Here is a 19,390-nt window from a genome sequence, read left to right on the forward strand (position 1 = left end):
GGAAAGGGGCGGGTACCTAGGGGCCTTCCCTGCCCGAACCGACCTGCCGGACTTCGCCATGAGCTACCTGACCGCTTCCGCCGACCCAAAGGCCACCGCCGGCTGGCGCTCGCCCGTCGTGATGCTGATGATCATGGCGGCGGCGATGCAGCTGTCGTTCGCCGCCTGGTGGAACCTGATGAACAACTTCGCGGTCCACGAGCTCGACTTCACGGGCCGCGAGATCGGCATCCAGCAGTCGATCCGCGAGATCCCGGGCTTCCTGTCGTTCCTGGCGGTCTACCTGCTGCTGTTCATGCGCGAGCAGACGCTCGCCTACCTGTCGCTGCTGTTCCTGGGGATCGGGGTGGCGGTCACCGGCTACTTTCCGACCGCCTGGGGCTTCTACCTGACCACCTTCGTGATGTCGGTCGGCTTCCACTACTACGAGACCGCGGCCCAGTCGTTGTCGCTGCAATGGCTGCCGAAGGCGACGGCGGCCGCCAGCATGGGCAAGATCATCGCGGTCGGCGCGTTCGCGCAGCTGGTCGCCTACGGCCTGATCCTTGGCGGCTGGAAGACGTTGGAGCTGTCGTTCACCACCGTGTTCCTGATCGCCGGCATGCTGACCCTGGCGGTGCTGGCGTTCCTGTTCCTGGCCTACCCGGCGTTCCGCGAGGGCGTGCCGCAGCACAAGAAGCTCATCCTGCGCAAGCGCTACTGGCTGTACTACGCGCTGACCTTCATGGGCGGGGCGCGGCGGCAGATCTTCACGGTGTTCGCCGGCTTCCTGATGGTCGAACGCTTCGGCTACGACGTCCACGAGGTCGCCGGGCTGTTCTTCCTGAACGGCGCGGTCAACATGCTGCTGGCCCCGAAGATCGGCAAGCTGATCGTCCGGTTCGGCGAGCGCACCGCGCTGACCTTCGAATACGTCGGGCTGATCGCGGTGTTCACCACCTACGCCTTCGTGACCGACGCGTACCTGGCGGGCGCGCTGTACGTCATCGACCACGCGTTCTTCGCCATCGCGATCGCCATGCGCACCTATTTCCAGAAGATCGCCGACCCTGCCGACATCGCGCCGACCGCCGGGGTGGCGTTCACCATCAACCACATCGCCGCCGTCGGCATCCCGGTGACGTTCGGCCTGCTGTGGCTGGCGTCGCCGGCCGCGGTGTTCCTGGCCGGGGCGGCGATGGCGGCGGTCAGCCTGTTCCTGGCGCGGCTGGTGCCGACGGTGCCGTCGGCCGGCAACGAGGTCGACTGGAGCCTGGGATTCGGGGCCCGGCGGATGGCGGCCTCGGAGGCGGAGTGACATCGCGGCGGAGTGACATCGCGGCCGGCTTGCCCGAAGCTGTGATCCGGCAACCAACCGGAGAGCGCTGGCGATGAAGGACGAGAAGATCCCCATCGAGGAGGTCTACGTACCGGCGAAGCGGCGGGCGACCCTGAATCCCGAGACCGTCGAGCAGCTCGCCGCCGCAATCCTCGAGGAGGGCCAGAAGTCGCCGATCCTGGTCCGCCACGACGGCAAGCGCTTCGTCCTGGTCGAGGGGCTGCACCGGCTGGAAGCCTGTAAGGCGCTCGGGGAGGAGACCATCCTGGGCAACCGGGTCCAGGCCCGGAAGTACTGACGTCGCGGCGGCGCCGGCGGCCTACCGCAGCGACTGCAGGTAGGCCACCAGGTCCTCGATGCGGTCCCGGGTCAGGTCGAAGGGCGGCATCTGCCCGCGGACATGCGGGTTGGCGAGGAAGCCGCGCAGGTAGTCGGCGGATCGTTCGCGGGCGATCTTCGGAAACGGCGGGCCGACGTCGGACGCCCGCGCCGAGGCGCCGCTGGCGTGGCAATCGCTGCACCAGCGGGCGGCGATCTCGGCACCGCGCTTCGCCGGATCGATGCTCTCGGCAGCGGCGGCCGGGGCGGCGGCGAGCATCCCGCAGCACGCGGCCACGAACGCCATGCGGTGAACGGTCATCGTCAGCCTCCATCCGGATGGTACGGGCGGGCGACCGATCCAGGCGTCCGTGGGCCGTTGTCCCGTCAGCCGAAGGCCGTGCCCGCCAAGCTTGTAGCGCCACTGTACAGAGGAATTCGACGGTGGGCCGTTACATTGTCGCTTCCGGCTGCTCCGGCGGCGGCGAAGCGCTCGTGCCGGGTCTGGCGGATCATGGCCGGGCTCGCTCGGGCGCCGCGGCCCGCCAGGTCGCTCTACCAGGGCACGGTTTCGCTGCGGTGGTCGAAGAACCCGCCTGACTGCCCCGGACCGAGGGTCTCGACGACCTGAAGCAGCCGATCGGCCGCCTCGCCGGGCGGCTGGGTTGCCAGCCCGGCCTTGGCGAACGGCGCTGACAGCGGGGTGTCGACCGTCCCCGGATGCAGGGCCACGCAGATGGCGTCGCGATGCGTGCGGGCGAGTTCGACGGAGGCGGTGCGGACCAACTGGTTGAGGGCTGCCTTGGAAGCACGATAGCCGTACCAGCCGCCGAGCCGGTTGTCGGCGATGCTGCCGACCCGCGCCGACAAGGTCGCGAAGACCGCCTTGCCGGTGCGCGGCAGGATCGGAAGCAGGTGCTTCATGATGAGCGCCGGACCGATCGCGTTCAGCGCGAAGCATCGGGCCAGCCTGTCGCCGTCAAGGTCCCGCCATGATTTCTCCGGGCCTTGGTGCGTGTCGTGCAGGAACCCCGTCGCGTCGATCGCCAGGCGGATCGGTGCCATCGCCGCGGCATGGCCCACGGCCTGCTGAAGGCCGGTCTCGTCGAGGAGGTCGATGGCCGGTTCGGTATGGCGGCCGAAACCGATCGCGCGCACGAACCGAGGACTTGCCTCCAGGCGGGCGAGCAGCGCACTGCCTATGCCGCCTCCGGCGCCGAAGACGATCGCGACGCCGTCATCGGGAAACGAGTCGAAGGATGGTGTCGTGACGAGGGTGGCCGACATCGTCCGGTGCCTTGTCTGAGGATACGGACTCCCTGCTACGTTCGGGACGCCCACCCGGATCGTCACCGCACCGGCAGGTCGAGCGGTTGCCGGCTCAGGACCTCGAAGCCGTCCGCGGTCACCAGCACGGTATTGCCGAGGCCGATCGCCACCCGGGTCGCCGGGTCGCCGACCATCACGTGCGGGAAGAACACCATGCCCGGCTCCAGCACCAGCGGGTTGCCGGCGTAGATCATCGGCGGCACGTCCATCCAGGACGGCCGGTAGGTCGCGCCGAGCGAGTAGCCGCAGGCGGCGAACCGGTGGTCGCGGTGGCCGGCGGCGTCCAGGCGGCGGCGGTGGATGTCGTCGACGGCGCCGAGCGGCTCGCCCGGCCGGAACGCCTGCTGCATTTCCTCGAGCGTGTCGCGCACCAGGGCGTGCAGGTCGCGGTGCGCGTCGCCGGGCCGGCCGATCGATATGCTGCGCTCGATGCAGGCGTTGTAGCGGCGCCAGGTCCCGGCGTACTCCAGGATCAGCAGGTCGCTGTCGGCGAGGCGGCGCGGCCCGCCGACGCCGCGGCCGTAGATCGCCCGGCTGCCGGAGTTGGCCAGCGGGCCGGCCGGCGGCATGTCGCCGCCGGCGGTCAGGATCGAGGTCAGGATCGCCGAGGTCACCGCCGCGTCCATCACGCCGGGTGCGGCGATCGCCAGCGCCGCGTCGTAGGCGTCGTCGGCCAGTTCCGCGGCCCTGCGGACGAATTCGATCTCGGCCGGCGACTTCACCAGCCGCAGTTCTGCGACCACGTGGCTGGCGTCGACCAGGGTGCAGAACCCGTCCAGGGCGGCCTGGACCAGCGACAGGCTCCGGCCGGTCAGCCCGTAGGTGTTCAGCTCGATGCCGATCCGCGAGCCGCGCAGGCGCAGCCCGTCCAGGATGTCGCGCAGCTCGACCGCCGGGTCGGCGTCCTCGGCGTTCAGCCAGACCCGGACCTCGTCGATCAGCGAGGTGTCGCGGGCCTGCGAGACGTCCGGCCGCCGGCACAGCAGGGTGAGCGGGCGGCCGTCGGCGGTGACCACCAGGCACTGGAAGAACACGTAGCCGCCGCCGTCGTAGCCGGTCAGGTAGTAGTGGCTCTCCTGGGCGAAGCACAGCAGGGCGTCCAGCCCCTCGGCGGCGAGCCGCGCGCGGGTCCGGGCCAGCCGGTCGCGGTGCTCGGTCTCCGGAAACGGCAGCGCGGGACCGGACATCGTTCAGCGCCCGGGCTGCTCGACCAGCACGCCGACGATGCGCCGGACCACCGGCAGCACGAACACCAGGATCGGGAAGGCGATCACCCACGACGTTGCCCAGGACTGCATCCACACCGTCACGAAGCCGGTCCCGAGCCCGTAGCCGCGGATCGTCGAGATGCAGGCGACGATGCACGACATGAATACCGAAATGATCAGCGGCGTGAGGATCACCGCATAGCGCGCCGGCAGCTTGCGCCGCGCGCCCGTCGTCTTCTGCATTGCCATGCCGTCTCCCAGGCGTGCCGAGGCCGCGAGAATAGCCGCGACCGCGGGGCCGAGTCGCGCGGCGAGAGCGTCCGTCATCGGCATGACTATCGTGCCGAACGGATACCGGGGCATGCGATCGAAGCCGCAGCTGGGATCGGCCGCAAACCGACCAATAATCGCCAGATTTCTGCAGAACATACGGTATCTACGCCGAAATTCGTCGCGCCGCGCTGATACCGTGTCGGCGTTCACCCAGCCGGAGACCGCCATGTCCGCCGCCCGCCCCGCCATCGAGCACCTGTCCAACCCGCATGCCGACCACGCAGCACCCCTGCCCGGTGTCCTGACCCGGGAAACCCGTGTCGAGGCGCAGCAGGCGGTCCGGGCCTGGCCCGGCTATGCGCCGACCCCGCTGCTCGACCTGCCCGACCTGGCCCGGCGGCTCGGCGTGGCGGCGGTGCGCTGGAAGGACGAGGGCGGGCGCTTCGGGCTCGGCAGCTTCAAGGCGCTCGGCGGCGCCTACGCGGTGCAGCGCCTGGTGCGCCAGCTCGGCGGCGGTGCCGACATCACCTTCGCGGCGGCCACCGACGGCAACCACGGCCGCTCGGTCGCCTGGGGCGCGCGCCAGGCCGGTGCCCGCTGCATGATCTACCTGCACGCCGGGGTCAGCGCCGGCCGCGAGGCGGCGCTGCGGGCGCTCGGGGCCGATATCGTCCGGGTCGCCGGCAACTACGACGACAGCGTGCGGCAGTGTGCCCGCGACGCCGCCGAGAACGGCTGGCACGTGGTCTCCGATACCGCCTGGGAGGGCTACCGGGAGGTGCCGACCGCGGTGATGGCCGGCTATTCGCTGATCGCGGCCGAGGCAATTGAACAGATGGCCGGCGAGCGCCCGACCCACGTGCTGGTGCAGGGCGGCGTCGGCGGCGTGGCGGCGGCGATCTGCGCCGAGCTGCGCGACGCCTGGGGGGCCGAGGCGCCGCGCTTCGTGGTGGTGGAGCCGGCGCTGGCGGCCTGCCTGCTGGAGAGCGCCCGGCATGGTGGGCGCACCGAGATCCCGATCGAGGACGAGACGGTGATGGCCGGGCTGTCCTGCGGCGACCCGTCGCCGCTGGCCTGGGAGGTGCTGGACCCCGGCGCCGACGACTTCGTGGCGGTCGACGACGCCTGGGTGCCGCCGGCGATGCGGCTGCTGGCCGACGGCGAGGGCGGCGACCGGCCGGTGGTGGCCGGCGAGTCCGGGGTGGCCGGGCTGGCGGCGCTCCTGGCGGCGAAGGAGCGGCCGGAGATGTGGGCGGCGCTCGGCCTCGACGCCTCGAGCCGGGTGCTGCTGATCGGCACCGAGGGCGCGACCGACCCGGACATCTACCGGCAGATCGTCGGCCGGTCCCCCGAGGCGGTGGCCGCGTGATGGCCGGCGCCCGGGAAATCTCGCCGGAGCTGGTCGCGGCGATGACCGAATGGCGCCGCGACTTCCACCGCCATCCGGAGCTGGGATTCCAGGAGACCCGCACCAGCCGCCTGATCGCCGAGCGGCTGGCCGGGTTCGGCCTGGAGGTCCATGCGGGCATCGGCGGCACCGGGGTGGTCGGCGTGCTGCGGCGCGGCTCGTCGAACCGGGCGGTCGGCCTGCGCGCCGACATCGACGCCCTGCCGATCACCGAGAAGAACGACTTCGCGCACCGCTCGGCGACCGACGGCGTGATGCACGCCTGCGGTCATGACGGCCACACCGCCATGCTGCTGGGGGCGGCGAAGCACCTCGCCGGGTCCGAGACGTTCGACGGCACCGTGGTGTTCATCTTCCAGCCGGCCGAGGAGCACGGCCGCGGCGCCCTGGCGATGATCGAGGACGGGCTGTTCGAGCGGTTCGGGGTCGACCAGGTGTTCGGCATCCACAACATGCCGGGCCTGCCGGTCGGGCAGCTCGCGGTCCGCACCGGGCCGATCATGGCAAGCGAGGACAATTTCGAGATCGTCATCCACGGCGCCGGCGGTCACGCCTCGGCGCCGCAGAACACGGTCGACCCGATCGTCATCGCCGCCGAGGTGGTGCTGGCGCTGCAGACCATCGTGGCCCGCGGCTTCGGGCCGTCCGACGCGGTCGTGGTGTCGGCCACCGAGATCACCACCGACGGGGTGCGCAACGTGATCCCGTCGACCGCCTGGATCCGCGGCGACGTCCGCACCTTCGTGCCGGCCCACCAGCAGCGGGTCGAGGCGCTGATGCGGCGGATCGCGGCCGGGGTGTGCGCCGCCCACGGCGCGACCTGCGAGGTCGAGTACGCCAACTCGTTCGTGCCGACCGTCAACACGGCGGAGGCCACCGACCTGGTGGTGCGGGCGGCCCGCGGCGCGCTCGGCGACGGCAACGTCGACCCGGACTGCCGGCCGATCGGCGGCGCCGAGGACTTCGCGCGCATGCTGGCGGTCCGCGACGGCTGCTTCGCGTTCCTCGGCAACGGCGGCGACGCCGGCCAAGGCCGCGGCCTGCACGGCCAGTATTACGACTTCAACGACGATGCTCTCGCTCCCGGCGCCGCGTACTGGATCGGGCTCGTCGAGGCCGCTTTACCGGCCCGGTGACGGCGATGCGGCTGCTCTACCAGACCCACTCGCCGTTCGCCCGCAAGGCGCTGGTGGCGGCGCACGAGATGGGGCTCGCCAGCCGCCTCGAGGTGGTGCACCACGAGACCAGCCCGACCCGGCGCAACGACGCGGTGTACGCCGGCAACCCGCTCGGCAAGGTGCCGGTGCTGCTGCTGGACGACGGCACCTGCCTGTTCGACTCCGCGGTCATCGTCGACTACCTCGACGGGCTGCACGACGGGCCGAGGCTGATCCCGGAGGGCGGTCCGGCGCGGTTCGCGGCGCTGCGGCTGCAGGCGGTGGCGAACGGCATGGCCGAGGCCGGCATCGCGGTCCGCTGGGAGACCGAGCGCCGCCCCGAGGCACTGCGCTACCCGGCCCTGGCCGAGGGTCAGCTCGGCAAGCTGCGCGAGGCCTATGCCTTCGCCGAGGCCGACCCGGCGCTGGGCGATCCGGCCCCGTCCGGCCCGGTCACCGTCGGGCAGGTGGCGCTGGCGACCGCGCTCAGCTGGCTGGAGTTCCGCGGCGTCGCCCCGTTCCGGGCCGGCCATCCGCGGCTCGCCGCCTGGCTTGACCGCTTCGCCGAGCGCCCGTCGATGCGCGCCACGCCACTGTCGGGCGCGACGCACGACTGAGCAGCCCGTCAACTCGTGGGTTCCGGAGCCGGCTGCTGTCGCAGCCCCTCCGGAATGACGAAAATGGGGCGGTGTCTCGCCGCGAAACCGGCCGGTCTTGCTCCAACTCTCGTCATTCCGGAGAGGACGCGTGAGCGTCCGGCTCCGGAACCCACGAAGCGACGGATGCCCGAGGCGGTGATGCTTGGGCATCGGAAGCAGAGGTCATCGGCAATATGCGTCTATGAGCATGTAGGCGACGCCCGCATTCGACAGAGCGAAGATCGTTGTCGTGATGCTCAGTGTCCGCCTCCAGAACGCCCATCCATGGTGGTAGCCGTTCGCGATGGCAGTCAGGATCCCGACTAGCGGCGATGCCATCAGTTCGAAGATGTAGATGAAGCTGCCGCCCACCGTCATCATCTCTGTGTCACACGATTCAACGGAGAGAATACTGTGAAGTTGGATGGTGCTCCCGACCACCAGCCAGATCATTGCACTCATCAAGACCGGCGAGACCAGCACTACGATCAAGAGAGCCAGGAGCGTCGTCGCGACGCCTGACCGACTGGAGGGAAACGGCTGCATCATCCGATGGTAGCGGAGATGGCCGAAACGGTGGAGGCGCGTGACGGTGTGGGTCCCGGCTCTCCGCGGCTCTGCCGTTCCGGCCGGGATGAGGGAGGGAGGTGGCAGGGCCGGCTTTCCCTTCACCCTCATCCCGGAGCGGACCGCCGCGGGCGGAGCGCATCCGGGACCCAGGCGGCGACGGGTGTCGGCGGCCCTCCGAAGCGACCGCCGTCAGGCCGCCGCGTCCATCGCCCGTTTCAGCACCTCGAAGATCCGCGGGGCGGCGGATTGCGCGGTGTTGAAGCGCAGGTAGGGGGCGGCGCTGGCGGACGGGCTGAACACGTTGCCCGGCGCCAGCACCACGTCGCGCTCCAGGGCGTGCCGCGCGACCTCGGCGGAGTCCAGGCCGTCGGGCAGGCGGGCCCACAGGAACATGCCGCCGCGCGGCTCGGCCCACAGGGTCAGCCCGGCCCTCTCCAGCCGCCGCGCGGTCTCGCCCATCGCCCTCGCCAGCTTGCCGCGCAGCCCGTCCAGGTGCCGGCGGTAGCTGCCGTCGACCAGCATGCGGTGGACCAGCTGCGCCGACAGCGCGCCGTTGCCGAACACGGCGGCCAGCTTCAGGTCGGCGATGCCCTCGATCCAGTCGCGGCGGGCCGCCACGAAGCCGCAGCGCACGGCGGCCGACAGGGTCTTCGAGAAGCTGCCGACGTGGATCACCCGGTCGAGGCCGTCGAAGGCGGCCAGCCGCGGCGCCGGCTCGGTCTCGAAATCGGCGAAGATGTCGTCCTCGACGATCACCATGTCGTGGGCCTCGGCGACCTTCAGCAGGCGGTGCACGGCGGCCGCCGGCAGGCAGGTGCCGGTCGGGTTGTGCAGGGTGGCGTTGGTCACGTACAGCCGCGGGCGATGCTCGGCGGCGGCCCGGGCGAACGCCTCCAGGTCGGGGCCGGCCGGGGTGTACGGCACCCCGACCACAGTCGCCCGGTGAGCCCGCAGGATGGCCTGGAAGTTGAAGTAGCAGGGGTCGTCCAGCAGCACCGTGTCGCCCGGCTGCAGCAGGAACCGGCAGACCAGGTCGATCGCCTGGGTGCCGGAATCGGCCAGCAGGATGCGCTCTGGCCCGGCCTCGATGCCGCGGGCGTCGAGCCGGTCGGCCAGGTGCCGGCGCAACGGCGGGAAGCCGAGCGGCGAGTCGTACTCCGCGAGGTCGGCCGTGGCGTCGCGGGCCAGGCTGCGCATGGCCCGGCGCAGGGCGGCGTCCGGCAGCCACCCCGTCGGCAGCCAGCCGCAGCCGGGGCGGTCCATGCCGTGCTGGTCCAGCGACTGCCGCATGATCCACAGCGGGTCGATCGCCCGCTCGGCCGGCTTCGGAAGCGGCGCCAGCGAGAACGGCCGGGTGCGGCGGGTGACGTAGAAGCCGGAGCCCGGCCGCGCCGTGATCGTGCCCTCGGCGGCCAGCCGGTCGTAGGCCTCGACCACCGTCGACTTCGAGACGCCGAGGGCTTCGGCCAGCCGGCGCAGCGACGGCACCTGGGCACCCGGCGCCAGGGCGCGGGTCTCGACGCGCCGGCGGATCTCCGCCATCACCGCCTCGACCAGGGTCTGGCCGGGCTCCGGCTCGACGGACAGGGTCGACATCCGTACCTCGGGTTGGACCAGTACAGTTCGTTCGTATCGTACTGTATCGTCCCTGGCGACCTTGCGCATCCCCGTTCAGGATCGCCGGCATGAGCACGACAGCCCCATCGACCGTCCGCCCGGCGCCGCAATCGGCGGTCGCCTGGGCCAACGGCTTCGCCGGTATCGCCATCTTCGCCGGCTCGCTGCCGGCCACCAAGGTGGCGGTCGCGGCCTTCGACCCGGTGTTCCTGACCCTGGCCCGCGCCGCCATCGCCGGCCTGGTCGCCGTGCTGCTGCTGGCGGTCCTGCGGCCGGCGCGGCCGGCGCGTGCCGATCTCGCCTCGCTGGTGATCGTGTCGCTCGGGGTGGTGGTCGGCTTCCCGCTGCTGACCGCGCTGGCGCTGAAGCACGTGACCTCGGCCCACGCCATCGTGTTCATCGGCCTGACCCCGGTCGCCACCGCGCTGTTCGGCGCGATCCGCGGCGGCGAGCGGCCGCGGCCGGCGTTCTGGGCGTTCTCCGTGCTCGGTTCGGCGATCGTCGCGGCCTATGCCCTGCGCGGCGGGGCCGAGGCCTCGCTGATCGGCGACGGGCTGATGCTGCTGGCGATCCTGGTGATCGGGCTCGGCTATGCCGAGGGCGGCCGGCTGTCGCGCCGGCTCGGCGGCTGGCAGGTGATCTGCTGGGCGCTGCTGCTGTCGCTCCCGGCCATGCTGCCGGCGGCCCTGCTGACCCGGCCGGACACCTTCGACGGCGTCGGCCTGCCCGGCTGGCTGGCGCTCGGCTATGTCGGCCTGTTCAGCATGCTGATCGGCTTCGTGTTCTGGTACCGCGGTCTGGCGCTCGGCGGCATCGCCGCGGTCGGCCAGCTGCAACTGCTGCAGCCGTTCCTCGGCTTCGCGCTGGCCGCCCTGGTGCTGGGCGAGGCGGTCGGCTGGCCGTTGCTGGCGGCGACCGGCGCCGTGGTGCTGTGCGTCGCCGGGGCCAGGCGCTACGCCCACTGAGGATCCGCCGATGACCGACCTTCCGACCGCCGCCGCCTTCGGCCTGATCGCGCTCGGCATGGTGCTGACGCCCGGGCCGAACATGGTCTACCTGATCTCGCGCTCGATCTGCCAGGGGCCGGCGGCCGGGCTGGTGTCGCTCGGCGGGGTGGCGCTCGGCTTCGTGGTCTACATGCTGTGCGCGGCGTTCGGCATCACCGCCATCGTGCTGGCGGTGCCGTATGCCTACGACGCCCTGCGGCTGGCCGGTGCGGGCTACCTGCTCTACCTGGCCTGGCAGGCGGTGCGGCCGGGCGGGCGCTCGCCGTTCCGGGTCCGCGACCTGCCGCGTGACGGGCTCCGCCGGCTGTTCCTGGTGGGGCTGGTCACCAACCTGCTGAACCCGAAGATCGCGGTGCTGTACCTGTCGCTGCTGCCGCAGTTCGTCGACCCGGCCAAGGGCAGCGTGCTGGGGCAGTCGCTGGCGCTCGGGACCGCCCAGATCGCCATCAGCGTCACCGTGAACGCCCTGATCGCGCTGGCCGCCGGGTCGATCGCGGCGTTCCTGGCCGGGCGTCCGACGTGGCTGGTGGTGCAGCGCTGGCTGATGGGAACGGTGCTGGCCGCGCTGGCGGTCCGCATGGCGACCGAGGTTCGGCGGTAGGAGGCCAGCCTACATAATAGAAGATTTACCAATACTTCATGGAAAAGCCCTGAAAATGACGGTCGCGTAGCGTCATTTCGGGGGACGGACCCATGTATCGTCCGGTGAGGCCGCTCTGCCAGGCGACTTTGGCGACAGTCCTGCTCATCGGTTTCCGTTGCGAGCTATGGGCGGCGGAGCCGGCCAATCCGATCACGCAGATGTCGCTCGAATACCTCATGAACGTCGAGGTCACGACGGTCTCGAAGCAACCCGAACGTGCGCAAAATGCAGCGGCGGCGGTCTACGTGCTGCCGCGCGAGGAGATTCAGAGGTCCGGGGCGACCAGTCTCCCGGACGCCTTGCGGCTGGTACCGGGCGTGAACGTGGCCCGCATCAACGCCAGCTCCTGGGCGGTCAGCATTCGCGGCTTCAACAGCCGGTTCGCCAACAAGCTGTTGGTGATGATCGACGGGCGTAGCGTCTACTCGCCCCTGTTTTCCGGTGTCTTCTGGGACCGCAACAACGTTCCGATCGACGACATCGACCGCATCGAAGTGGTTCGCGGGCCGGGCGGCACGCTCTGGGGCGCCAACGCCGTCAACGGCATCATCAACATCATCACGCGGCACTCCGCCGAGACCCAGGGGGCCAGGGCCGAGATCTCGGCGGGGACGGCGGAACTCGGTCGGCTGTCGCTTCGCCAGGGCGGCGTGCTTGGCAACAACGGCAGCTACCGTCTGTCGGTGCAGTCCGAGGCCCATGACGCGACCACGCTGAGCGGTTCGACCGACGGTAACGACGGGTGGGACCGCAGCCAGGTGGACCTTCGGCTCGATTGGACGCCGACCGCCAGGGACGTGCTGCTGCTGGAGGCCGGCGCCAACTCGGTCTCGGCCGGCGACCGGCGCCTCATGCCGTCGCTCACGGCCCCGTATTCCGGCCTGGAGACCGGCGATACCGATCGCTACGGGACCTACGTTCTCGGCCGCTGGGATCGCGAGCTCGGCGCCACCTCCAACATGTCGGTGCAGGGCTACATCGACCACCAGTACATGGACATCGACACCCCGATTGCGGAGGAAAGCCGGACGACTGCCGATCTCCATGCCCAGCACCGCTTCGTCGTCGGCTCGGGCATCCAGGTGACATGGGGTGGCGGCTATCGTCTGGTCCGGGAGGCGGTCGAAACCCCGTCGTTCAGCTTCGAGGTCGAGCCCGGCTCCGAGAGCATCGAGATCCTCGACGGGTTCGTCCAGGCGTCGCGCCGGTTCTTCGAGAACCGGGTCGAGGTCACTCTCGGCACCAAGGTTGAGCACCAGTCGATCACCGGAACCGAGGTGCAGCCTTCGGCACGCGTGCTGTGGAACGTGACGCCCGACCATACGGTCTGGTCCTCGGTCTCGCAGGCGGTCCGTACGCCGTCGATGGTCGAGTCCAACGGCGCCATTCGCAACGTCGTCATTCCGCCGGGCACCGCCGCAAATCCGTCTCAGCTGCCGCTCGTCGTCTCGATCGACGGATCCCGCGCTCTCGATGCCGAGCGGATCACGGCGTATGAGGTTGGCTACCGGGCTCGGCTGTCGGCCGCTCTGTCGATCGATGTCGCGGGCTTCTACAACACCTATGACGGTCTGCTGCTGGACGTGACGTCCGGGACCGCCACTGTCAACGGCGACTACGGGACGCCGTTTCTGGACGCCCCCGCGGCCATCAACGAGAATGCCGACGGTCGAACCTATGGACTCGAGGTCGCTGCAACCTGGCAGGCGGCACCGAACTGGCGGGTGCGAGGTGGGTATTCCTGGCTCAGGGAGGACCTCGACGCCCCTGAAGGCGCCGAGGGCAATGCACCGAAGCACCAGGCGACCATCCGGTCCTACTACGACATCGCTCCGGAGTGGCGGTTCGACACGGTCGTGCGCTTCGTCGACGAACTCACCAACCTGGACGCGGACGGCTATGTCGACGTGGATGCGCGCCTGTCGTGGTCACCGTCGCGATCGGTCGAGCTGGCGCTGACCGGCAAGAACCTGCTGAGCGACGGCCGCCGCGAGTTCGGGACGGAGCGGGCGGAGAATCCGTCTCCGCTCGCGACCGAGGTGGAACGGAGCCTGCTTGCGACCCTCGTCATCAAGTTCTGATCGTGTCGAGCCCTCCGCTGAGATCGGGTCTGCGGCCGGAGCCGCCCGCACGGGCGGGCGCGTCGACCCGGCGCGCTGCCGCCCGGCTTGCGGCACTTCTGGTGCTGGCCGTGGGCATCGCGTTTCCGGTCCGTCCGGTGGCGGCGGCGGAGTTGAGCCATGACGCGGTCAAGGCGGGTTTCCTGTTCAACTTCACGCAGTTCGCCTCCTGGCCGGGCGACCGCGTCGGGGCGAGCGAGGTGACAGTCTGCGTGGAGCGCAGCACGATCGACGGGTCGGTCTTCGCCGGGTGGGAGGAGATCGGCGGGAGCAACTACCGGCTCCGGCCGCGGTTCGTCGCGCGTCCGCGCGGCGAGACCGATCTGAGGCCCTGCGACGTTCTCTTCACTGGCGCGCCGGATGCTGCCGCGGCGGTTCCCGGCCTGCTCGGGTCGGCACGGCGCGACCATGTCCTGCTGGTGTCGGACGCGGCCGGCTTCGCCGCCAGCGGCGGTCACATCGAGCTGTTCCTCGACGGCAACCAGTTTCGCTTCCGCGTCAATCTTGCCGAACTGAGACGCAGCGGGGTCGAGCTGAGCTCCAAGGTTCTTCGGCTGGCCGATATCGTCCAAGGGGAAACGACACGATGAGGAGCCTGCCGCCGTGAGGGGATCCGCCGCCGCGTCGATCCGTAGCAAGCTGGTCTGGATGACCATGGCGATCAGCCTGGTCGCCGTGCTCGTGGTCACGCTGTTCAGCGCCTGGTTCGGCTACCAGTCGCGCCGGGAGGCCTTGCAGCAGGAGCTGACTGCCGTGGCGGGGATACTGGCGGCCAACGTCGAGGCGCCGCTGCTGTTCGGCGACCGTCGCGCGGCCCGCGAGACCCTCTCCGCCCTGTCGTCACGTCCCGTCGTGACCTATGCCCGGCTCCTCGACGACGGTGGCGAGGTATTCGCCTCGCACGGCAGCGTCGATCCCGGGCTCGCCTGGCCGGCGGAGGGAATCCGGGTGGCCGGCGAACACGCACTGCTGAGCAAGCGTATCGAGCGAGGGCAGCGGTTTCTCGGTACGCTTCAGCTCGGAACGACGTTGAGCGGTCTGGAGGCGGCCGTCCGGGAGACGCTGGTGATCAGCGCCGCCGTGATGGCCGCTGCCGCCGTGGTCGCATGGTTGCTGGCCAGACTGCTCGGGCAGGCGATCTCCCGTCCCATCGAGCATCTCGCCGCGACCATGCAGGCGGTTTCCCGGAATCGCGATTTCGGTCGCCGGGCGGTCCGCGGCAGCGACGACGAAGTCGGTACGCTGATCGACGGCTTCAACGAGATGATCGGGACCATCGAGCGATACAACCGGGAGCTCGCGGACGCCCGTGACCGGGCCGAGCGAGCAAACCGATCCAAGACCCGGTTCCTGGCCACCATGAGCCACGAGCTGCGTACTCCGCTCAACGCGATAATCGGATTCTCCGAGATCATCAGCCGGAGCGTCCTCGGCGAATTGCCGGAGAGGTACCGGTCCTACGGCTCCGACATCCACAGGAGCGCGCAGTACCTGATGAATCTCATAGACGACCTGCTCGACATGTCCCGGCTCGACAGCGGCGGCTACTCGATCAACGAGGAGGACGTCGCCGTCGCAGGGTTGCTGGCGGAGTGCGCGGCAATGGTCCAGCCGCAGGCACAGGCCAAGCGGGTCAGTCTCGCGACCCAGGTTGACGGGGCGGAGGTGGTGCTCCGTGCCGACGACCGGGGTCTCCGACAGGTCGTGCTGAATCTGGTCGGAAACGCCATCAAGTTCACGCCGTCTGGCGGCCATGTCGAGATCACGGGCGGCTTCGGGGCGGACGGCAGGTACGTGATCGTGGTCGCCGACGACGGCCCGGGAATTCCACGGGAGGACCTCGAAAGGGTGCTCGAGCCGTTTGAGCAGGTTCGCTCCCATCTCTCGCGCGAGCACGGCGGGACCGGCCTCGGGCTGGCGATCAGCCGGGCGATCGTGCAGGCGCATGGCGGCCGGCTGGTACTTGAGAGCGACCGGGGAAGCGGCACCACCGCCCGTGTCGAGTTCCCGGCGGATCGGGTGGTGGTTCCGGTGCCGGCAGCGTAGTGCCGAGGCGGCAGCCGGTTGGCTGCGCTACTGCCCTCGGCGCTTCCAGACCACGCAGGCCGACGTTCCCGGATACTGGACGAAACGTTCGGTGGGGCCGTGCCAGTGTGCGGAGTCGCCCCGGGTTCGCGTGGCCTGGAACAAGACCAGCGGATTCATCGACATGCCGTGGCGGCGACACAGGCCGTGATCGTCGCTGGTCCGCTGCAGGATCCGGTTGATCGGCTCGTCGACGATGTACCTGGTCGCCGCGCGGGCCTGGCCGGCGGCCGACATGCAGGCGATCGCCGCGGCGACGGCAAGCGATGTGGAAGCCACCGCAAGGCGCGGACGCGCGTACTGACGGATCGCTGGAATCCGGGCGTTCATTCGGTCGCTGTCCGAGGTGGATCGACGGGATGGCGATCACTTACCGGGCGCCGATGAACAAACTGTTAGCAGGTGCAAAAATGCCTGCCGCAACCGCTATCCCGCCGCGATCACCTCGGCATTGGCCATCATGCCGAGCCTGGCGTGCTCGAGGATGTGGCAGTGGTACATCCGCAGGCCCGGGGTGTCCTGGCGGATCAGGAAGCGCGCGGTCTCGCCGGGGCGGATGTTGACCATGTCCTTCCAGGCCAGATAGGGCGGCTTGGTCTTCGCGCCGTCCGGGCCTTCGATCTCGACGATCTGGAACTGGGTGCCGTGGACATGGAACGGGTGGTCCATGTCGGTCGGGTTGACCACCTCCCACAGCTCGACGTCGCCGACCTTCGGCCGGATGTCGATCCGGTCCATGTCGAAGATCTTGCCGTTGATCAGGAAGGCCATCCCCATGCCGGCGGCGGCGCCGTGCGCGTGACCGGGCCCGGGCGTCATGTGGCCGTGATCCTGGGCGGCCATGGTTCCGTGGCTCTGTCCCATGCCGGCCGTCGCCTTGCTCTCCGCCGCAGTCGCCATGGCGTGCCCCTGGGACGTGCCGGCCATCTTGCCGTGGTCGTGGGACATGCCGGCCATGGCTCCGTGATCGTGCCCTGCGGCCATCTTGCCGTGATCGTGGCCGCCGGGCATGGCGGCCGCCTGCGGTGTCGTCCCGCCGGCCTGGGCGGACGCGGCGTGGTGCATGTGGCCCATCACCTCGCCGAGCTCGAAGCGCCGGGTGACCACCGGCTCGCCGAGCGGCTCGATCCGGCGCAGCGTGGCCGGCAGCGGCGGCATCTCGACCGGCTTGTCGGCCTCCGTGACCTCGACCGTCAGCAGGGTCAGGTCGCCGTCGTCCGGCACGCCCGGCCCCATCCAGCCGCGGTCGTAGGGCAGGGTCTTCAGGGCCCGGGTGCCGGGCTCGGCGAAGTCGACGACCACCTCGATGCGCTCGGCCGGCGACAGCAGCACCTCCGACACGCCGGGCACCGGCGCCTCGATCAGGCCGCCGTCGGTGCCGACGACCGTCATCGCCCCCTCGCCGAAGGTCAGCCGCAGGTACCGGCCGTTCATGGCGTTGTACAGGCGGAAGCGGCGCCTGGTGCCCTGCGGCAGGATCATCAGCGGGTTCTTCTGGCCGTTCACCAGCACGTGGTCGCCGACCCGGCCGTTCATCATGTCGGCCGGCGTCGATTCCGGCATGGTGCCGTCCGGGGCGAGCCGCAGGTCGGTCAGGAACAGGATGGTGTCGCCGTATTCGGGCGGGATCGGGTCGGCCTTCGGCTTGACCAGGAACACGCCGTTGAGACCGCGGTAGAACTGTTCGGCGGTCAGGTCGTGCGGGTGCGGGTGGTACCAGTACGGCCCGGCGCTGTCCTCCGGCAGGGTGAACTCGTAGACCCGGTCGGTCCCGGTCGGCACCGCGTCCTGGGGGTTGCCGTCCTGGTCGGCCGGGACCCGCATGCCGTGCCAGTGGATGGTCGATTCCTGCCCCGGGATCTCGTTCCGGAAGGTGATGCGGACGCGGTCGCCTTCGGTCGCCTCGATCAGCGGGCCGGGGCAGGTCCCGTTGTAGGCCAGCACCGGCGTCTCGAGGTCGGGCACGTAGCGGACCGTCGACGGGCCGGCCAGCAGCTCGGCCTGGAACAGGCCGGGCGTCGCGGCGGCGTTGGCGAGTCGCGGCAAGTCTTCCAGCGGCATGCCCTCGAGCAGTTCCAGACTACCGGACGCCTTCGTGTGCATGCCGCCTGAATGCGCCATGTGAGCCGCCGCCGGCGCCGCCATCAAGGTGGCCGCGCTGCCCAATAGAAAGTCGCGTCGTTTCATGGCTCCGCCCCCGGATTGTTGGCTCGGTCGGCCCCATACTACCGATACGATTGTCCGGGGGCGTCAAAAAACACGGAAACTGCCGCAACCGTCACATCAGCGACGGCAGGAACAGCACCACGGCCGGCACCAGCGCGATCAGGGCGAGGCGGACCACGTCGGCGACCAGGAACGGCACGATGCCCCGGAAGATCGTCCCGATCGGCACGTCGGGCAGCACGGTCTTCAGCACGAACACGTTGAGGCCGACCGGCGGGGTGATCAGGCTGATCTCGGTCACCACCACCACCACGATGCCGAACCAGATCAGGTCGAAGCCGAGCCCGGCCATCAGCGGGGCCAGGATCGGCACCGTCAGAAGCACCATCGACAGGCTCTCCAGCACCATGCCGAGGACCAGGTACATCAGCAGCACGATCGCCAGGATCGCCATCGGCGGCAGGTTGCTGGCCCGCATCAGGTCCTCGAGCGCGCCCGGCATGCCGGCGACGTTCACGAAGTTGGAGAACACCAGCGCGCCGATCAGCACCATGAACATCATGGTGGTGGTGGCGGCGGTCTCCGACAGGGTCTCCAGCAGGCCCCGCCAGGACAGCCGCCGGCGGGCCAGCGCGATCGCGAAGGCCCCGGTGGCGCCGATGCCGGCGGCCTCGGTGGCGGTGAACACCCCGAGGTAGATGCCGCCGATCACCACCACGAACAGGCCGAGGATGCCGGCCACGCCCTTCGACGCGCGCAGCCGCTCGGCCAGCGCCAGGCGCTCGCCGGGCGGTCCCGCCTCGGGCCGCCGCCAGCACACCACGCGGACCGCCGCCATGTAGCCGAGGATGCCGAGGAGGCCTGGCACGATGCCGGCGATGAACAGCTTGCCGATGTCGGTCTGGGTGGCGACCCCGTACAGCACCAGGATCACGCTCGGGGGAATCAGGATGCCGAGGGTGCCGCCGGCCGCGATCACCCCGGTCGCCAGCGCGTCGTCGTAGCGGTAGCGGCGCATCTGCGGTAGCGCCACCTTGCCCATGGTAGCGGCGGTCGCCAGCGACGACCCGCACACCGCCGACAGCCCGCCGCAGGCGACGGCGGTGGCCAGCGCCAGCCCGCCGGGCCGGTGCCCCAGCCAGGCGTTGCAGGCGGCGTACAGCTCGTCCGACAGCCCGGCGCGGTTGACCAGGTTGCCCATCAGGATGAACAGCGGCACCACCGACAGCGAGTACGACAGGCCGGTGTCGAACGCGGTCTGGCCGACGATCGCCATCGCCGGCACGAAGCCCAGCACCAGCGTCAGCCCGGCCGCCCCGACCAGCGCCATCGCCATGGCGATCGGCACACCGGCCAGCATCACCACCAGCAGCACCGCGAGGCCGGGAAGCCAGGTTTCCATCAGCAGGCGCCTTCGAGGAAGCGCCGGCGGGTGGGTTCCGGATCGGCCGCGCCGGGGCGGCGCGTCCGTCCAGCAACTGTACGCGTTGTTGTCAAGCGTCTGCGGGTCTGAATGGCCTTTGTTCCTTGACC

Annotated in this window: 19 protein-coding genes; 10 read left to right on the top strand and 9 right to left on the bottom strand. The window is 70.4% G+C overall.

What is annotated here, in order from left to right:
- Positions 1-58: 58 nt before the first annotated feature.
- Both IE246_RS22815 and IE246_RS22820 read left to right on the top strand, forming a co-directional pair.
- Complete coding sequence (locus IE246_RS22815; protein ID WP_189994018.1) at positions 59-1,297, top strand: MFS transporter; 1,239 nt, start codon at positions 59-61, stop codon at positions 1,295-1,297.
- A 73-nt stretch (positions 1,298-1,370) separates the two neighbouring features.
- Positions 1,371-1,616, top strand: coding sequence for a ParB N-terminal domain-containing protein (locus IE246_RS22820; protein ID WP_189994020.1), 246 nt, complete (start codon positions 1,371-1,373; stop codon positions 1,614-1,616).
- 21 nt (positions 1,617-1,637) lie between these two features.
- Here IE246_RS22820 and IE246_RS22825 read toward each other — a convergent pair whose 3' ends face one another.
- The 4 genes from IE246_RS22825 to IE246_RS28035 form a co-directional block, all read right to left on the bottom strand.
- Positions 1,638-1,958, bottom strand: coding sequence for a c-type cytochrome (locus IE246_RS22825; protein ID WP_189994022.1), 321 nt, complete (start codon positions 1,956-1,958; stop codon positions 1,638-1,640).
- A 233-nt stretch (positions 1,959-2,191) separates the two neighbouring features.
- A complete protein-coding gene (locus IE246_RS22830) occupies positions 2,192-2,923 on the bottom strand; it encodes an SDR family NAD(P)-dependent oxidoreductase (protein ID WP_189994025.1) in 732 nt (243 codons plus the stop codon).
- Between the two features lie 62 nt (positions 2,924-2,985).
- Positions 2,986-4,152: a M24 family metallopeptidase gene (locus IE246_RS22835; RefSeq protein WP_189994027.1), complete on the bottom strand. Its 1,167-nt coding sequence runs from the start codon at positions 4,150-4,152 to the stop codon at positions 2,986-2,988.
- Positions 4,153-4,155: 3 nt separating this feature from the next.
- On the bottom strand, positions 4,156-4,674 hold the full coding sequence (locus IE246_RS28035; protein ID WP_229837447.1) for a DUF2798 domain-containing protein: 519 nt from the start codon (positions 4,672-4,674) through the stop codon (positions 4,156-4,158).
- Between IE246_RS28035 and IE246_RS22845 the strand changes: the two genes are divergently transcribed.
- Genes IE246_RS22845 through IE246_RS22855 form a run of 3 tightly spaced genes read left to right on the top strand, consistent with a single transcriptional unit; the run spans position 4,673 to position 7,628 of the window.
- Positions 4,673-5,815, top strand: a complete 1,143-nt coding sequence (locus tag IE246_RS22845; RefSeq protein WP_189994029.1) for a diaminopropionate ammonia-lyase — start codon at positions 4,673-4,675, stop codon at positions 5,813-5,815. The genes IE246_RS28035 and IE246_RS22845 overlap by 2 nt on opposite strands.
- Complete coding sequence (locus tag IE246_RS22850; protein ID WP_189994032.1) at positions 5,815-6,990, top strand: M20 aminoacylase family protein; 1,176 nt, start codon at positions 5,815-5,817, stop codon at positions 6,988-6,990. The genes IE246_RS22845 and IE246_RS22850 overlap by 1 nt, the downstream gene beginning before the upstream one ends.
- Before the next feature lie 5 nt (positions 6,991-6,995).
- Entirely contained in the window at positions 6,996-7,628 is a 633-nt protein-coding gene (locus tag IE246_RS22855) for a glutathione S-transferase family protein (RefSeq protein ID WP_189994034.1), read from the top strand.
- 204 nt (positions 7,629-7,832) lie between these two features.
- Here the strand turns inward: IE246_RS22855 and IE246_RS22860 are convergent, their stop codons facing one another.
- Both IE246_RS22860 and IE246_RS22865 read right to left on the bottom strand, forming a co-directional pair.
- Positions 7,833-8,102 carry a hypothetical protein gene (locus IE246_RS22860; RefSeq protein WP_189994036.1) on the bottom strand — a complete coding sequence of 90 codons (270 nt, stop codon included), beginning with the start codon at positions 8,100-8,102 and terminating at the stop codon, positions 7,833-7,835.
- Between the two features lie 306 nt (positions 8,103-8,408).
- A complete protein-coding gene (locus IE246_RS22865) occupies positions 8,409-9,815 on the bottom strand; it encodes an aminotransferase-like domain-containing protein (protein ID WP_189994038.1) in 1,407 nt (468 codons plus the stop codon).
- Positions 9,816-9,904: 89 nt separating this feature from the next.
- On the opposite strand from IE246_RS22865, the gene IE246_RS22870 reads away from it, so the two are divergent.
- The 5 genes from IE246_RS22870 (at position 9,905) to IE246_RS22890 (ending at position 15,652) form a co-directional block, all read left to right on the top strand.
- Positions 9,905-10,801 carry a DMT family transporter gene (locus IE246_RS22870; protein WP_189994040.1) on the top strand — a complete coding sequence of 299 codons (897 nt, stop codon included), beginning with the start codon at positions 9,905-9,907 and terminating at the stop codon, positions 10,799-10,801.
- 10 nt (positions 10,802-10,811) lie between these two features.
- A complete protein-coding gene (locus IE246_RS22875; RefSeq protein WP_189994042.1) occupies positions 10,812-11,444 on the top strand; it encodes a LysE family translocator in 633 nt (210 codons plus the stop codon).
- Between the two features lie 92 nt (positions 11,445-11,536).
- Positions 11,537-13,567, top strand: coding sequence for a TonB-dependent receptor plug domain-containing protein (locus IE246_RS22880; RefSeq protein ID WP_189994043.1), 2,031 nt, complete (start codon positions 11,537-11,539; stop codon positions 13,565-13,567).
- Between the two features lie 110 nt (positions 13,568-13,677).
- On the top strand, positions 13,678-14,196 hold the full coding sequence (locus IE246_RS22885) for a YfiR family protein (protein WP_189994044.1): 519 nt from the start codon (positions 13,678-13,680) through the stop codon (positions 14,194-14,196).
- Positions 14,197-14,209: 13 nt separating this feature from the next.
- Positions 14,210-15,652 (top strand): ATP-binding protein, encoded by a 1,443-nt coding sequence (locus IE246_RS22890; protein WP_189994045.1) that lies wholly within the window; start codon positions 14,210-14,212, stop codon positions 15,650-15,652.
- 27 nt (positions 15,653-15,679) lie between these two features.
- On the opposite strand, the gene IE246_RS22895 is transcribed toward IE246_RS22890, so the two are convergent.
- The 3 genes from IE246_RS22895 to IE246_RS22905 form a co-directional block, all read right to left on the bottom strand.
- Positions 15,680-16,021, bottom strand: a complete 342-nt coding sequence (locus IE246_RS22895) for a hypothetical protein (RefSeq protein WP_189994046.1) — start codon at positions 16,019-16,021, stop codon at positions 15,680-15,682.
- Positions 16,022-16,117: 96 nt separating this feature from the next.
- The gene (locus IE246_RS22900) at positions 16,118-17,812 is read right to left on the bottom strand and encodes a multicopper oxidase family protein (RefSeq protein WP_229837448.1); all 1,695 of its coding nucleotides are present in this window, start codon (positions 17,810-17,812) and stop codon (positions 16,118-16,120) included.
- A gap of 157 nt (positions 17,813-17,969) precedes the next feature.
- On the bottom strand, positions 17,970-19,259 hold the full coding sequence (locus tag IE246_RS22905; protein ID WP_189994047.1) for a TRAP transporter large permease: 1,290 nt from the start codon (positions 19,257-19,259) through the stop codon (positions 17,970-17,972).
- Between the last annotated feature and the right edge of the window lie 131 nt (positions 19,260-19,390).

This window comes from Thalassobaculum fulvum, from assembly GCF_014652915.1.
GTDB lineage: Bacteria > Pseudomonadota > Alphaproteobacteria > Thalassobaculales > Thalassobaculaceae > Thalassobaculum_A > Thalassobaculum_A fulvum.

What these genes read in the sequence shown, in the direction of transcription:
- IE246_RS22815 (WP_189994018.1), top strand. Translation starts at nt 59, where the DNA reads ATGAGCTACCTGACCGCTTCCGCCGACCCAAAGGCCACCGCCGGCTGG.
- IE246_RS22820 (WP_189994020.1), top strand. Translation starts at nt 1,371, where the DNA reads ATGAAGGACGAGAAGATCCCCATCGAGGAGGTCTACGTACCGGCGAAG.
- IE246_RS22825 (WP_189994022.1), bottom strand. Translation starts at nt 1,958, where the DNA reads ATGACCGTTCACCGCATGGCGTTCGTGGCCGCGTGCTGCGGGATGCTC.
- IE246_RS22830 (WP_189994025.1), bottom strand. Translation starts at nt 2,923, where the DNA reads ATGTCGGCCACCCTCGTCACGACACCATCCTTCGACTCGTTTCCCGAT.
- IE246_RS22835 (WP_189994027.1), bottom strand. Translation starts at nt 4,152, where the DNA reads ATGTCCGGTCCCGCGCTGCCGTTTCCGGAGACCGAGCACCGCGACCGG.
- IE246_RS22845 (WP_189994029.1), top strand. Translation starts at nt 4,673, where the DNA reads ATGTCCGCCGCCCGCCCCGCCATCGAGCACCTGTCCAACCCGCATGCC.
- IE246_RS28035 (WP_229837447.1), bottom strand. Translation starts at nt 4,674, where the DNA reads ATGGCGGTCTCCGGCTGGGTGAACGCCGACACGGTATCAGCGCGGCGC.
- IE246_RS22850 (WP_189994032.1), top strand. Translation starts at nt 5,815, where the DNA reads ATGGCCGGCGCCCGGGAAATCTCGCCGGAGCTGGTCGCGGCGATGACC.
- IE246_RS22855 (WP_189994034.1), top strand. Translation starts at nt 6,996, where the DNA reads ATGCGGCTGCTCTACCAGACCCACTCGCCGTTCGCCCGCAAGGCGCTG.
- IE246_RS22860 (WP_189994036.1), bottom strand. Translation starts at nt 8,102, where the DNA reads ATGATCTGGCTGGTGGTCGGGAGCACCATCCAACTTCACAGTATTCTC.
- IE246_RS22865 (WP_189994038.1), bottom strand. Translation starts at nt 9,815, where the DNA reads ATGTCGACCCTGTCCGTCGAGCCGGAGCCCGGCCAGACCCTGGTCGAG.
- IE246_RS22870 (WP_189994040.1), top strand. Translation starts at nt 9,905, where the DNA reads ATGAGCACGACAGCCCCATCGACCGTCCGCCCGGCGCCGCAATCGGCG.
- IE246_RS22875 (WP_189994042.1), top strand. Translation starts at nt 10,812, where the DNA reads ATGACCGACCTTCCGACCGCCGCCGCCTTCGGCCTGATCGCGCTCGGC.
- IE246_RS22880 (WP_189994043.1), top strand. Translation starts at nt 11,537, where the DNA reads ATGTATCGTCCGGTGAGGCCGCTCTGCCAGGCGACTTTGGCGACAGTC.
- IE246_RS22895 (WP_189994046.1), bottom strand. Translation starts at nt 16,021, where the DNA reads ATGAACGCCCGGATTCCAGCGATCCGTCAGTACGCGCGTCCGCGCCTT.
- IE246_RS22900 (WP_229837448.1), bottom strand. Translation starts at nt 17,812, where the DNA reads ATGGCGCATTCAGGCGGCATGCACACGAAGGCGTCCGGTAGTCTGGAA.
- IE246_RS22905 (WP_189994047.1), bottom strand. Translation starts at nt 19,259, where the DNA reads ATGGAAACCTGGCTTCCCGGCCTCGCGGTGCTGCTGGTGGTGATGCTG.